Origin of the sequence: Tenacibaculum xiamenense (assembly GCF_964513065.1) — a bacterium.
GTDB classification, from domain to species: domain Bacteria; phylum Bacteroidota; class Bacteroidia; order Flavobacteriales; family Flavobacteriaceae; genus Polaribacter; species Polaribacter xiamenense.
This window is the reverse complement of record NZ_CAZEQU010000042.1, coordinates 126,847-140,098: the sequence shown is the minus strand read 5'-3', so window position 1 is coordinate 140,098 and position 13,252 is coordinate 126,847. Positions and strand designations below refer to the sequence as shown.

Sequence of the window (13,252 nt, the reverse complement as noted above, 5' to 3'; positions counted from 1 at the left end):
TACATAAAAATGAAAAAAGTAAGTTTTAATATACTTTCAATCCTAACACTGGTCATAACTTTCTTGGCAAGTTGTTCTAATGATGATGCAGTAGCTCCAGATGACACCATAAATAAAAATGGAGTTGCTCTATGGATTGTAACAGATCCAAATACCTCAAGCGGAGTATTAATTCCAAGTAGCACCATGTTCGAAGGTGAAGTTAACCCTACAACAGCACCAAATACTATACAATTAGGTGCTGCTCGTACCGCAGGGATTTCATACGGAAATGCTATTTATAACACTTCTAATACCGTGGGAGATTCAGGTATTCAAAAATTTGAGTACAATTCGGGGTCATTAACTACAAAAGGTTTTATCGCTGTTGGTGAAAGTAGATTTACCTTTGAAATAGTTAGTGATACTAAAGGGTATTATACCGACTCTGAAAGAAGTACAACCGCTATACAAACCTTTAATCCTAAAACCATGCAACGAACAGGAGAAATTGACATTGCTAGTGCCATGGCTCCTTTTATTACTGAAAATGTTACAAGAACAAGAATTGGTTCGTTTATGATAGAAAGCAAAGGAAAATTATATACTCAAGTATTCTTTTTTGATGCTGATGGAAACCATGTAAATGACGTAAGTTATGTTGCCGTGTTCGACACAGATACGAATACTTTATTAAACATAGCTTCCTATAACGATTATGTTTGGTTAGGGTTTGAACGCAAAAACTCTAATTATATAGGTAAAGATGAAAACGGTGATTTGTATTTATCTGGTACAGTAGGAAATATGGTAGATGGAATGCACGCACGCTGTCTACGTATTAAAGCTGGTGCGACTGAATTTGATACCACTTGGAATTTAGATTTTAATGATTTTATTGGTACTTCAGGTAGTTTTTCACTAGGAGGACCTGCAGTTATCGGTGACAAGTTGTATATAAAAATGAAATCCACAGGTATGAATCCCGATTATAGTAATATAGCTGAAGAAAATGTTGATGCTTATGAAATTGATATCAATACAAAAGTCGCTACCAAAATTAATGATATTCCGAGCAGTGGTGCCTCAACTTTTAGTATAAGTGCTCCTTTAGTAATTAATGGTAACGTTTATTTTTCAGTTAGTAACAGTTCTTATCAAGGCTATTACTCTTATGATCCTGTTTCAAAAACTTCAACAGAAGCCTTTACGCTAACAGGTGGTTTAGCTAGTCAGCTAATTGAAATCAACTAATTTTTACCCCCTTTAAAAATTAGCGAATGATACCAAACTAGCAAATAAGCTACTTTGGTATCATTGGATAAACCCCTTTCATTTTTTAAAAACTAGATCTCCTTAGTTTTCTCACTTCTAGAAAACATATATAATTCCTATTGTATTCCTAGAAAAAAAGACGGACTTAATTTAATTGTCTTTTTTTATTTTTAGTAACTTCGTCTACATGGAATTACTTTTTTTGGGATTAGCTGGTGGAGCTATCATATCATATTTTATATTTCAAAAGTTCTCTTATCGAACAAAAAGGAACCTTACCGAAAAACAATCAGTTGTTTTACTCGATAAGATTAAAAAAGTGTCTAAGCTAATTACAGTTGAAGGTGAATTTGCTGAAATATATCATCATGAAAACTCAAAAGAAAAGTTCATGGGGCTTTTTACCAGTAAGAAAAAGGCTATCATTTTAATTAACGCCAAAGTTCATATTGGTTTTGATTTTAGAAAAATTAAAATGGAAGCTAACAGCAAGTCTAAAACACTTGTTTTATCTGAATTTCCAGAACCTGAAATTTTTTCTATTGAACCTAATATTCGTTTTTATGATATTCAAAATGGACTCCTGAATAAATTTAGTTCTGAAGACTTAACCTCTGTAAATAAAGAAGCTAAAGAACATATTCTTCAAAAAGTACCCGAAAGCAGCTTAATGAAAACCGCCAATCAAGAAGCCCTTGACGCCATTATATTAATGACTAATTTGGTAGAAACAATCGGATGGAAATTAGATTATTCAGCACTTGAATTACCAAATGGTAACCGACATCTTATTGATTCATAAAATGTTCGATAAACCGAAAATCAAATTATTACTCATCACCGTTATTTCTGGAACTCTATTTTATTGGATAAAAAATTCTTCAAAAATAGAGTTATGGCAATCAAAATTAGACAATTCCAATATTCCTGATGGATTTGGGCTTTTTGTAACTGTCAACATTATAAAATATTTTTTACTTTTAGTTTCCTTAATGTCTTTAGTTTTACTACTAATTAAACTATTTAAGAAATAATGAACATTGAACAACTGCACCAATATTGTATTTCCAAAAAAGGGGTAACAGAAGAGTTTCCTTTTGATGAAGTAACACTTGTTTTTAAAGTTATGGGAAAAGTATTTGCCTTGGTGGGGCTAGATAAATGGGAAAAAGGAGAATCAAAAATAAATTTAAAATGTGATCCTGAAAGGGCCGAAGAACTTAGAGGTGAATACGACAGTATTAACCCAGGATACCATATGAATAAGAAACATTGGAATACGATTACACTTAATGACGATGTTTCAGATAAGTTAGCTTTTGAATTGATTGACCATTCCTATGACCTTGTCGTAAAAGGGCTTACTAAAAAACTAAAAGAAGAACTAAAAACACTATAAACGTGAATAAAAAAGACGCTAGGAAATTCTATAGACAAAAAAGAAGAGAATTATCACAAACAGAAATTGAAAACTATCAAAAGTCAATTTTTGATCAGGTTTATCATTTGGATCTTTCCAATATTCAAAACATTCATATTTTTCTTTCTATAAAAAGACATAAAGAAATTGACACCTATCCAATCATTGATTTTTTGCGCCAGCAAAACAAAACAATTATTGTTAGCAAGAGTAATTTCGAAAGCAATACATTACAGCATTATGTATTTAACGAAAACACTCAATTAGTCGAAAACAGTTATGGTATTCCAGAGCCTTTACATGCTGAAGAGGTTGAAGTTGCAAAAATAGATTTAGTATTTGTTCCACTATTGATTTCCGATAAACAGAATTATCGAGTTGGATATGGAAAAGGGTTTTACGATCGCTTTTTAGCTTCTTGTAAAAAAGACATCAAAACAGTTGGACTTAACTTCTTCCCTCCTATTGAATCGATAGCAGACATCAATGAATTTGACATTCCTCTAAATAAAGTAATATATCCATCATAAAAAAAACCTGCTTAAAAGCAGGCTTCCTTTTTAAATATTATTTGTTTTATCCATTCATAGAAATTAAGAACTCCTCATTATTCAAAGAAGTTTTTATTCTTTGTTGAATAAATTCCATTGCTTCTATTGGGTTCATATCTGCTAAATACTTACGCAGCACCCACATACGTTGTACCGTTTTTTCGTCCAGTAGTAAATCATCACGACGTGTACTCGATTTAATTAAATCAATAGCAGGATAAATTCTTCTATTAGCAATATTACGCTCTAATTGAAGCTCCATATTACCAGTACCTTTAAACTCTTCAAAAATAACTTCATCCATTTTCGAACCAGTTTCAGTTAAGGCAGTAGCAATAATAGTTAATGAACCTCCATTTTCTATATTACGCGCAGCTCCGAAGAATCTTTTTGGTTTATGTAATGCATTTGCATCAATACCTCCTGATAATATTTTCCCAGATGCTGGTGCAACAGTATTATAGGCTCTTGCTAAACGAGTTATAGAGTCTAATAAGATAACAACATCATGACCACATTCTACCAAACGTTTTGCTTTTTCCAAAACAATGTTCGCCACTCTTACGTGCTTGTCAGCTGGTTCATCAAAAGTAGAAGCTACAACTTCTCCTCTAACGCTTCTTTGCATATCGGTAACCTCTTCAGGACGCTCATCAATTAGCAAAACTATTTGATAAACCTCAGGATGATTTGCAGCAATTGCATTGGCAACATCCTTTAACAACATTGTTTTACCTGTTTTAGGTTGTGCTACAATCATACCACGTTGTCCTTTTCCGATAGGAGAAAACAAATCGATAATTCTTGTAGACAATGAACTTCCTTTTTGAGCTAAATTAAACTTCTCATTTGCGAAAAGTGGTGTTAAATGCTCGAATGATACCCTGTCTCTTACAATATTAGGATTCAGTCCATTTATTTTTGACACTCTAATTAAAGGAAAATACTTTTCTCCTTCTTTTGGTGGGCGAACATTTCCTCGAACAGTATCTCCTGTTTTTAATCCAAAAAGTTTTATTTGAGATTGAGACACATAGATATCATCTGGAGATGATAAATAATTGTAGTCAGATGATCTTAAAAAACCATATCCATCAGGCATCATTTCCAATACACCTTCACTTTCTATAATTCCATCAAATTCAAAATCAGGATCACGATACTTATTACCGCTTTTGTGCTGATTTTTACTCTTGTTTTGGTGGTGTTTGTTTTTACCGTGATTTTGGTTATTATTTTGATTATGTCCGTTCTGGTGGTTTTTACCAGACCTTCTATTATTATTGTTATTGTTTGAATTATTGTTCTGGTTGTTGTTTTGAGGCCTCTTCTCTTCTGTAGCTTCTTTCTTTACAACCTCCTTTTTAACAACCTCTTCTGCTCCATTATTAGAAGCTTTCGCAGCAGGAGCTTCTTTCTTTCTTGTATTCTCTTGCTTAGCGCCTCTTGATGCTACTTTTTTATCATTAGTAGCAACATTTTTTTCGTTTTTTGTTTCTTTTTCAGATTCAGCCGCAGCATCAGCTACTTTCTTAGATATCCTTCTTCTTTTAGGCTTCTCTTTTGTAGCAACCTCTGTTGATGCCTTCTTTGGAGCTGGCTTTTTTTCATCTTTACTATTGACAGCTTCAGCTTGAGCATCTAAAATTTTATAAACTAAATCTAATTTTTTTAACTGACTAATTCTAGTCAAACCAATAGTTTTAGCAATAGACTGCAAATCAGTTAATTTCTTAGCTTTTAATTCCGAAATTTCGAACATTCGTTAAAATATTAGGTTAAAAATTCCCACTTCCAAAGAATTTAAATTTATTTGTTTGTTTTTCTTGATTGCTTTGTTATATGAAGTGTATAACAGTTAAAAGTGCGGTTACTTATAAGGCAAATATATACAAATAATTTAACTTGGAATATTTCTTTTTAAAAAAAGAAGTATTATTTTTGCCATCCAAGAAAAAAACATGATACAACGAGTACAAAGTATATATTTATTAATAGCTTCCTTATTATCAAGCGTATTGCCTCTTATAGTTAGCTTATGGACACAGACCAAAGAATCTACTCCTATATATATTTTCGACTTGTTTTCTGGACATAGTTTATTAGAAAACTTGATTCCAGTGTTTTTTATAGTTTCGGCTTTGGTATCATTTAGTACTATCTTTCTATATAATAATAGGAAGCTACAATTTGTATTTGGCCGAATTGCAATTTTGATTAATCTTTTTTTATTAGGATTATTGATTTATTTGTCGCTAACATTATCTGGAGAAACAGCTGTTTCTGAGAAAGGTATTGGGATGCTCATTCCTATTTTTGTTATTTTGCTAGTAGTTTTAGCAAATAAAGCCATTAAAAAGGATGAGGATCTTGTAAAATCTGTAGATAGATTACGATAAACCTAACATCTTAGTATATTTAGTGCGAAAAAACCGAGGAATATTCCTCGGTTTTTATTTTTTAAAATACGTTTGTATTATTCGCAAATAGCTAAAAAATAGACTTATGACACCATTAATTAAGTATTTTATATTAAATTTACTCCATTAATTTCCCCGCAAAAAACCAAAACAACAACGATGTAACTGGTTTAAAAACAATAAATTACCCCTAAAATGTTAAAGAAAAATTAAGGGTTAACCCTGATATATTTAGTACAAACCCTTAAAATGGGTTTAGGGATTTTGAGTATTGTGGATAAACTAGTTCTCACCTAAATTTGTATATGTAAACAAATGAGTACAAAGATTAAAGTTCATATAGCCGATGATCACAAAATTCTAATAGAAGGAGTGATGGCTTTAATAAATATTGAAGATGACATTGAAGTTGAAGGCTTCTCTTTAACAGGTAAAGAAGTAGTTAACTGGTCAGCAACCAACACGGCAGATGTGTTAGTATTAGATATTAATATGCCGGAAATGGATGGAATAGATGTTTTAAAAGTCTTTAAGCAGAGAGACGTAAGGATTAAAACAATTATTCTATCAAGTTTAAGCGATCCTAAACTTGTACAAGAAATGATTGCGTTGGGAGCAAATGGCTTTTTAGAAAAAAGTTGTGCCAGTGAATACATTGTCGATGCGATTAGAGCAGTTAACAAAGGATTGCAGTATTTTAATGAAGATATTAAAAGCAAATTATTCAATCTGTATGTTGCAAGTTCCAAAAAAGATAATGACAAGGAAGAATCGCATAAAGACCTTACTGAAAGAGAAATTGAAGTGTTAAAATTAATAGCACAAGAGAAAAGTTCATCTGAAATAGCAGATACGTTAAGCATTAGTGTAAAAACTGTAGAATCGTATCGTAGAAACCTTTACAAAAAACTGAAAGTAAAAAATGTAGTAGGTTTAGCGATGTACGCAGTTAGGAATAAGATAGTATAATCCTTTCATTCTATTTTTCTTTGCCCCCAAAGAAAATACTCCCCCCCATCCTATAATTCCTAATGAAATACATCGCTAAGAACTACAACAACTTAACATATTAAAATATTATCTGGCGATGTGCGCGTTATTAAAAAAATAACATAGTTTAGAAAACCCCTTCATTTTGTTTTCTTTATCCCCTAACTTTGAGAAACGTCCCCCGTATCTCCATCTGTCTATACTAAGTACATCGCCTTTTTAAAAACCTTAAATATTAATCCTTAAATATTAATTTTTTAATATTCCTTAAATTACTTAAACGCAGAAATCATGAAAAAAATCAATTTATTTTTCGCAACACTCAGCATCGTATTATTAGCATCTTGTTCATCTAACGAAGGGGAAATCAACACACTACAAAATATTGATAATACGGAAACCTCTCAATTAAAGTCGTATACTTTAAAAAGAAACGCCGATGGTTCATACTATATGGACTTTGATGTGAAAGAAAATACGCAAGTTGATTCGTATAAAAATGCGGACAACTCAAATGATGTCATATTATCTGAAGGAAACCAAGTTACTGCTAGCAGACAGGGAACTCAGTTTAGTTTAGATAACAACTTATTAAAAGTAAACATTCTTGAAGCTGCAAATGGAAAAAAATCGTATATTTCGGTTGAAGATGATGGCATTAACAAATCTGTTAAAGGAGTAACAGAATACTTGTATGACTATAGTATTACAAAAAACATAGATGGAACTTTTGTTTTGGATTTTGAGGTTAATAATAATGTAACTACTCATTTCATATATGACAAAGTCAATGAAACTTATGAAATTCATTTAAAGCCTGGAAAAGCCATGGATAAAAACTTTTCAAGAGTTTTAAATGTTCCTGACAGCAAAGTACTTAAGATAGACTTTGTTAATCATTATAGTAATCATCATAATAGAAACGCAGACTATCATTTTCAAGTTTCAGGTAAACCTATAATAGTAATTGATGAAAGTCCTATGTAATTTTTTAAAAAAGATTATTCTGTTTTATAAAAAAACAAATAGCAACATGCTAATGTTGCTATTTGTTTTTTTATTTCAACCTTATGTTTATTCTTCAATAGCAAAACATAAAAATCACTATGATATTGCTTCGGACTCGCTATCAATTGAACTCAAATATGACCATGCTCTTAAGAAATTTGAAAAGAAAAACCTTGCCGATGCATTAAAAGAAGCATTGAATATTCGAAATATCTGTAAAGAAAGAGGAACTAATGACGAGCTTCTTTTTAAGACAACTTTGCTTATAGGTAGTATTTATTCCAGTAGCAATAACAGGAAGCTTTCTCTAAAATATTTTCTGGAGTCCTTAAAAATACTCGAAAAAATATCCTTTGAAATAGAAAATAAAAACAACATAAAAAAAAATTATTCAAACGAATTCTCAAAAGTTTACTTAAAAACAGGAGCCGCCTATTTAAAAATGTACAAGGACATCAAGTACGATCAAAAAGAAAATTTAAATAATAGGTTACGTGAAATTGGAGTTTCAAGAGAAAAGCTAAAAAACTCGGCTGAGCTCTATGCAAAATCTAAAATCTTTCGGGATAGTGCTTTGTTTTTCTTTAATAAGTTGGAATCAATGATTTCAATTAACGAAACCGTACAAATGTCAAAAGCTTCTTCCTATATAAATTTATCGGGGCTTTATCAAATTGACTCAATGTTTAACGAAGCCGAAAAATACACTACTAAAGCAATCAACATATATAAAAAAGTTGGTAAAAAATTAAAACTAGCGAAAACATATAGTAACCTCGGAAGTATTTATCTTTCAACAGGTGATCCAATAAAAGCTAAACAGACATACTACAAAGGTATTAATGTAATCAAAACCGACACCTCCGAAAGCGCTGTTAAACAGAAAGCGGTCTTGTATTTTAACCTTGCATGGGCAATGAGGACATTAGAAGATTATAAAGCTTATGATAACCTTGAAATTTATTATGAAATTGAAGACTTTTTAAAGGAGAAAGATTTAAAAAAATACATAAAAAAAGCAGAAAACCAACATAACGAAACCATAAAAAAACTCGAAAATGATCGTAAAGTCGCGATAGCAAAAGCAGAATTAGAAAAAGAAAACACTGATTTAATGTTGGCAGGATTAAGTTTGTTAATATTAATAATTTCGGGTGTTGTAATCTATAACATTAAACTCCGCCAACGAAATCTTAAATTGAAGCTAGAACAAAATAAGCTCGTTGAAAAACAAAAAATTGATCATTTAAAATCAGAAGCTCAGGTAAAAATTTTAAATGCTACCATTGATGGAAAAGAAACAGAACGCAAACAAATTGCAGAAACCTTGCATGATAGTGTGAGTGCCTTATTATCTTCTGCAAATATGCACCTTCGTGCAACCAAAAAACAGTTTAATGGTAGCACACCGGTAGAACTTGAAAAGACACAAGATATCATTTTAGAGGCCTCGCAAAAAGTGAGAGATCTTTCTCATAATTTAGTTTCCTCAATACTTCTAAAATTTGGCTTGGAATATGCCATAAAAGATATCGCGAAAAAATACTCTAATCGTGAATTAGAATTTCATACAGAAATTAGTAATGTAGATCGTTATAGTCAAGAATTTGAAATTAAGTTATACAACGTAATTCACGAACTCATAAATAATATTATAAAACACAGTAAAGCTTCAAATGCCTATATTATTATTGAAGAAAGAAATGATTTTCTTTCGGTACGCATTGAAGACGATGGTATTGGTTTTGATTATAAAACAAGCAATAGTAGTTCTGGTGGTTTAGGCTTAAATCAAATCGAAGCAAGAATCCAAATAATGAATGGGAATTTCTTGGTAGAATCAGGAGTAAATCAAGGCTCTAAAATTACTTTTTCAGTTCCTATTCAAAAAAAATCACAAACTAGCTTCGTTTAGCCAATTCAATAATTTCTAAATTTTTGATATTCCCTTTGTCTAGTTCGAATCGTAACATGGTTCTTACTTTATGAAATCCATGCTTCCCAGCTGCTCCAGGGTTCAAGTGTAAAACGTTGTGTTTTTCGTCAAACTGAACTTTCAAAATATGAGAATGCCCGCAAATAAAAATCGAAGGCTTTTTTGACGCAATAATTTCTCGTACTCTAGGTTTATACTTTCCTGGATAGCCTCCAATATGAGTTATAAAAACTCTCATACGTTCCAATTCAAAAACGATATCTTCCTGAAACTCCGCTCGAGCATCTTTGTCATCAATATTTCCAAAAACAGCACGTAAAGGTTTGTGTTTTTTTATAATATCCGTTACCTCTAGATTACCAATATCTCCAGCATGCCATACCTCATCAGCTGCTTTAACATATTTTAAAATCTGATCATCAATAAAACTATGCGTATCCGATAACAATAATATTTTCTTCATTTAATCTAAACCATCAATATTAATGTCAAAAGTACATGAATTTTTTAATTCATAAATTCACATCAACTGCATGAAAAAATTGTATGAACTAACAACGTGATTACCGAAGTGAAACTAAATTTTGTATAATTTTCAAGACAAAATTTAGTTTTTACCTAAGTAAAAAAATAAACTCGCAATGTTAGCATCGCGAGTTTATTCTATTTAGTGACAGAAATACGGGGGGACGTTTCTCTACTTATTCAAATATAACTAAAAATCAACAAGTTAGCAACATAAATACGATTTAATTCATGTTAAAAAAATGTAAACATTTGAATTAGTAATCTACCCCACTTTTACATATAAATTGTGGTAAATCGAAATTTTAAAAGTTATTTTCCTAAACTTCTTTTTCTCATTTCAATTCTCGAAAAAATTATAAACTAAAAAGTAAGTTCAACTTAAAAACTCATCTACAAAATTCATTTCTGATATTCGCGTTAAATTCCATAATTTAGCTCTTTAAATTTTTTAGTTTTTTGAGATATTTTATTGAGTTATCCTATAATGGAAAAAACTATCATGGTTGGCAGGTACAACCTCATTCCATTTCTGTTCAAGAAAAAATAAATAAAGCAATTTGTACGTTATTACAAGACAACATCAACGTTGTAGGAGCTGGACGTACTGATGCAGGTGTTCATGCTTCTCAAATGTTCGCCCATTTTGATACGCAAAAAGATTTGGATAGTAATTTTACCTATAAACTCAATGCTATTTTACCAAATGATATTGTTATTTTCAATACTATAAAAGTAAACGAGGAAGCTCATGCTCGATTTGACGCCATTAGTAGAAGTTATGAATACAAAATATGGTTAGGAAGAAACCCTTTTTTATTAGACACTACATGGCAATTACTCTATGAAAATATTAATATTGAAGCCATGAATAGCGCAGCTGAAATCTTGTATGAATATGATGATTTCGAATGTTTCTCAAAAGTAAAAACTGATGTAAACACCTTTATTTGTAAAGTTACAAATGCGAAGTGGATATTGAATGGCAATGAACTTACCTTTTTTATTTCTGCCGATCGATTTTTAAGAAATATGGTAAGGGCTATCGTAGGTACTTTATTAGACGTAGGACTAGGAAAGAGAACTGTTGAGGATTTCAGAAAAGTAATTGAAAGTAAAAACAGAGGTAAAGCAGGAGTATCAGTTCCGGCAAAAGGTTTATTTTTAACAAAGGTTTCATATAATTATATATAAGTGAGTAAGAATTCAGGAAAAGCATTTGATCTTAAAATTTTTGTAAGACTCATGAGTTTTGCAAAAAAGTATAAATTAAAATTTACGATTGCAACCCTATCGACCATACTGTTGGCCATTGCCGCAGCAGCTGATCCGTATGTATTAATAAATGCAATTAATGATTTTAGTGAAACAAAAGATCTGGCAGGACTCATTAACAATACCATGATATTACTTGCTTTATTAGTACTTCAGGTAATATTACAATTTTCATTTATTTACTACGCCAACTGGGTAGGGCAACACATTATTCGAGATATTAGAGCGAAAACATTTCGAAAAATTGTGGCTTTTAAAATGAGTTATTTTGACAAAAATTCTGTTGGAAAATTAGTTACCCGTGTTGTTTCTGACATTGAAACTATTGCTAACTTCTTTACTCAAGGAGTTTTTATGATTGTTAGTGATATTTTAAAAATGATCGTAGTTACAGCATTAATGCTTATTATTAACTGGAAACTTGCCTTAATAGCTCTTGCCGTTTTACCTATTTTAATTTATGCAACTAAGCTTTTTCAAATAGCTATTAAAGCTACCTTTCAAGATGTAAGAAACCAAGTGGCAAACCTAAATAGTTTTGTTCAGGAACGCGTTACTGGAATGAAAATAGTGCAGCTATTTAACCGTGAAAATATTGAATACAAAAACTTCGTTGAAATTAATAACAAACACAAAAAAGCACATGTAAAAACGGTATGGTATTATTCTATATTCTTTCCTATTGCCGAAATCTTGTCCTCTATTGCTATTGGTTTGATTGTATGGTATGGAGGTTTTCAAGTTGTAGAAGATAGTAATGTTTCTGTTGGAGCCATTATCGGATTTATTAAAATGGCTCAAATGCTTTTTAGACCTTTACGTCAAATTGCAGACAAATTTAACCAACTTCAAATGGGAATTGTTTCTGGTGAACGTGTTTTTGAGGTAATTGACACCGAAAGCTCTATTGATAAAAGCGGCACAACACTTGCCAGTAACTTGCAAGGAAATATTTCATTTAAAGATGTTCGCTTTAGCTATATAGAAAACGAAGAAGTATTAAAAGGAATTAGCTTTGATGTTGAGAAAGGGCAAACTGTTGCTATTGTAGGAGCTACTGGAGCAGGAAAATCGACTATCATTAATCTAATTAGTAGATTTTATGAAATTGATAGTGGTCAAATTTGCGTTGACTCCATTCCTGTAAAAGAATATGATGTTACTTCATTAAGAAGTAAAGTTGCCGTTGTTCTTCAAGATGTTTTCTTATTTTCGGACACCATTCTAAATAACATTACCTTAAATAACGATGCGATTTCTTTAGAAGAAGTAAAAAAAGCGGCGAAACAAATTGGAATTCACGAATTTATTATGAGTCTTCCAAATGGTTATAACTATAACGTAAAAGAGCGAGGTGGTATGCTTTCATCTGGACAACGCCAGCTTATTGCTTTTTTAAGAGCTTATGTAAGTAAGCCAAGTATTTTAATATTAGATGAGGCTACCTCGTCAGTTGATTCGCATTCTGAGCAAATGATTCAATTTGCCACTGATCAAATCACTAAAAATAGAACATCAATTATTATTGCACATAGATTAGCCACTATTAAAAAAGCGGACACCATAATTGTTATGGATAAAGGTCAAATAGTGGAACAAGGAAGTCATAGCGAACTTCTTAAAATTTCTGATGGATACTATAAAAACCTGTATGAAGTTCAATTTCAAGAAGTAGCAGATTAAAAAAGCTTTTGAAGCGAACCTAATATGCTTTCTATTAAGAATTTTTATGTAGTAAGTTCAAGTGATTTTTAGTTAATGATTTAATAGATAAAAATTATTTTGAGCTGTTTAATTATTTTTAATAAACGGAAAATTATAATTACACGATATTATCCCTTCGGTTCAAACTAATTTTTCAGTTATTGTGCCG

General features: G+C 31.2%; 12 protein-coding genes. 10 read left to right on the top strand and 2 right to left on the bottom strand.

All coding sequences use genetic code 11. The features are described 5' to 3' along the window. Window positions 1-9: 9 nt before the first annotated feature. The 4 genes from ACKTTV_RS20210 to ACKTTV_RS20195 all read left to right on the top strand — a co-directional run bounded on the left by ACKTTV_RS20210 (window position 10) and on the right by ACKTTV_RS20195 (window position 3,204). A complete protein-coding gene (locus ACKTTV_RS20210) occupies window positions 10-1,233 on the top strand; it encodes a hypothetical protein (RefSeq protein WP_408032699.1) in 1,224 nt (407 codons plus the stop codon). Window positions 1,234-1,441: 208 nt separating this feature from the next. Further along, on the top strand, window positions 1,442-2,056 hold the full coding sequence (locus ACKTTV_RS20205) for a DUF4230 domain-containing protein (RefSeq protein ID WP_408032698.1): 615 nt from the start codon (window positions 1,442-1,444) through the stop codon (window positions 2,054-2,056). 231 nt (window positions 2,057-2,287) lie between these two features. Then, window positions 2,288-2,653 carry an MmcQ/YjbR family DNA-binding protein gene (locus ACKTTV_RS20200; protein ID WP_408032697.1) on the top strand — a complete coding sequence of 122 codons (366 nt, stop codon included), beginning with the start codon at window positions 2,288-2,290 and terminating at the stop codon, window positions 2,651-2,653. Between the two features lie 2 nt (window positions 2,654-2,655). After that, on the top strand, window positions 2,656-3,204 hold the full coding sequence (locus ACKTTV_RS20195) for a 5-formyltetrahydrofolate cyclo-ligase (RefSeq protein WP_408032696.1): 549 nt from the start codon (window positions 2,656-2,658) through the stop codon (window positions 3,202-3,204). A 46-nt stretch (window positions 3,205-3,250) separates the two neighbouring features. On the opposite strand, the gene rho is transcribed toward ACKTTV_RS20195, so the two are convergent. Beyond that, window positions 3,251-4,987 (bottom strand): transcription termination factor Rho, encoded by a 1,737-nt coding sequence (rho, locus tag ACKTTV_RS20190; RefSeq protein ID WP_408032695.1) that lies wholly within the window; start codon window positions 4,985-4,987, stop codon window positions 3,251-3,253. A 199-nt stretch (window positions 4,988-5,186) separates the two neighbouring features. Here rho and ACKTTV_RS20185 point away from each other — a divergent pair, with 199 nt between their 5' ends. The 4 genes from ACKTTV_RS20185 to ACKTTV_RS20170 all read left to right on the top strand — a co-directional run bounded on the left by ACKTTV_RS20185 (window position 5,187) and on the right by ACKTTV_RS20170 (window position 9,558). Continuing rightward, a complete protein-coding gene (locus tag ACKTTV_RS20185) occupies window positions 5,187-5,624 on the top strand; it encodes a DUF4293 domain-containing protein (RefSeq protein WP_408032694.1) in 438 nt (145 codons plus the stop codon). Between the two features lie 336 nt (window positions 5,625-5,960). Further along, a complete protein-coding gene (locus tag ACKTTV_RS20180; RefSeq protein WP_408032693.1) occupies window positions 5,961-6,614 on the top strand; it encodes a response regulator in 654 nt (217 codons plus the stop codon). Between the two features lie 312 nt (window positions 6,615-6,926). Then, window positions 6,927-7,622: a hypothetical protein gene (locus tag ACKTTV_RS20175; protein WP_408032692.1), complete on the top strand. Its 696-nt coding sequence runs from the start codon at window positions 6,927-6,929 to the stop codon at window positions 7,620-7,622. Window positions 7,623-7,674: 52 nt separating this feature from the next. Next, entirely contained in the window at window positions 7,675-9,558 is a 1,884-nt protein-coding gene (locus tag ACKTTV_RS20170; RefSeq protein WP_408032691.1) for an ATP-binding protein, read from the top strand. Here ACKTTV_RS20170 and ACKTTV_RS20165 read toward each other — a convergent pair. Continuing rightward, window positions 9,545-10,042, bottom strand: coding sequence for a metallophosphoesterase family protein (locus ACKTTV_RS20165; RefSeq protein ID WP_408032690.1), 498 nt, complete (start codon window positions 10,040-10,042; stop codon window positions 9,545-9,547). The two genes, ACKTTV_RS20170 and ACKTTV_RS20165, sit on opposite strands and share 14 nt — an antisense overlap. A gap of 521 nt (window positions 10,043-10,563) precedes the next feature. Between ACKTTV_RS20165 and truA the strand changes: the two genes are divergently transcribed. Together truA and ACKTTV_RS20155 are read left to right on the top strand one after the other, a co-directional pair. Next, window positions 10,564-11,298: a tRNA pseudouridine(38-40) synthase TruA gene (gene truA / locus ACKTTV_RS20160; protein WP_408032689.1), complete on the top strand. Its 735-nt coding sequence runs from the start codon at window positions 10,564-10,566 to the stop codon at window positions 11,296-11,298. A gap of 51 nt (window positions 11,299-11,349) precedes the next feature. Further along, window positions 11,350-13,062: an ABC transporter ATP-binding protein gene (locus ACKTTV_RS20155; protein WP_408032688.1), complete on the top strand. Its 1,713-nt coding sequence runs from the start codon at window positions 11,350-11,352 to the stop codon at window positions 13,060-13,062. Window positions 13,063-13,252 lie beyond the last annotated feature (190 nt).

Excerpts from the sequence above, each read along its gene's own strand:
- ACKTTV_RS20210 (WP_408032699.1), top strand. The coding sequence starts at position 10 with ATGAAAAAAGTAAGTTTTAATATACTTTCAATCCTAACACTGGTCATA.
- ACKTTV_RS20205 (WP_408032698.1), top strand. The coding sequence starts at position 1,442 with ATGGAATTACTTTTTTTGGGATTAGCTGGTGGAGCTATCATATCATAT.
- ACKTTV_RS20200 (WP_408032697.1), top strand. The coding sequence starts at position 2,288 with ATGAACATTGAACAACTGCACCAATATTGTATTTCCAAAAAAGGGGTA.
- rho (WP_408032695.1), bottom strand. The coding sequence starts at position 4,987 with ATGTTCGAAATTTCGGAATTAAAAGCTAAGAAATTAACTGATTTGCAG.
- ACKTTV_RS20185 (WP_408032694.1), top strand. The coding sequence starts at position 5,187 with ATGATACAACGAGTACAAAGTATATATTTATTAATAGCTTCCTTATTA.
- ACKTTV_RS20180 (WP_408032693.1), top strand. The coding sequence starts at position 5,961 with ATGAGTACAAAGATTAAAGTTCATATAGCCGATGATCACAAAATTCTA.
- ACKTTV_RS20175 (WP_408032692.1), top strand. The coding sequence starts at position 6,927 with ATGAAAAAAATCAATTTATTTTTCGCAACACTCAGCATCGTATTATTA.
- ACKTTV_RS20170 (WP_408032691.1), top strand. The coding sequence starts at position 7,675 with ATGTTGCTATTTGTTTTTTTATTTCAACCTTATGTTTATTCTTCAATA.
- ACKTTV_RS20165 (WP_408032690.1), bottom strand. The coding sequence starts at position 10,042 with ATGAAGAAAATATTATTGTTATCGGATACGCATAGTTTTATTGATGAT.
- ACKTTV_RS20155 (WP_408032688.1), top strand. The coding sequence starts at position 11,350 with ATGAGTTTTGCAAAAAAGTATAAATTAAAATTTACGATTGCAACCCTA.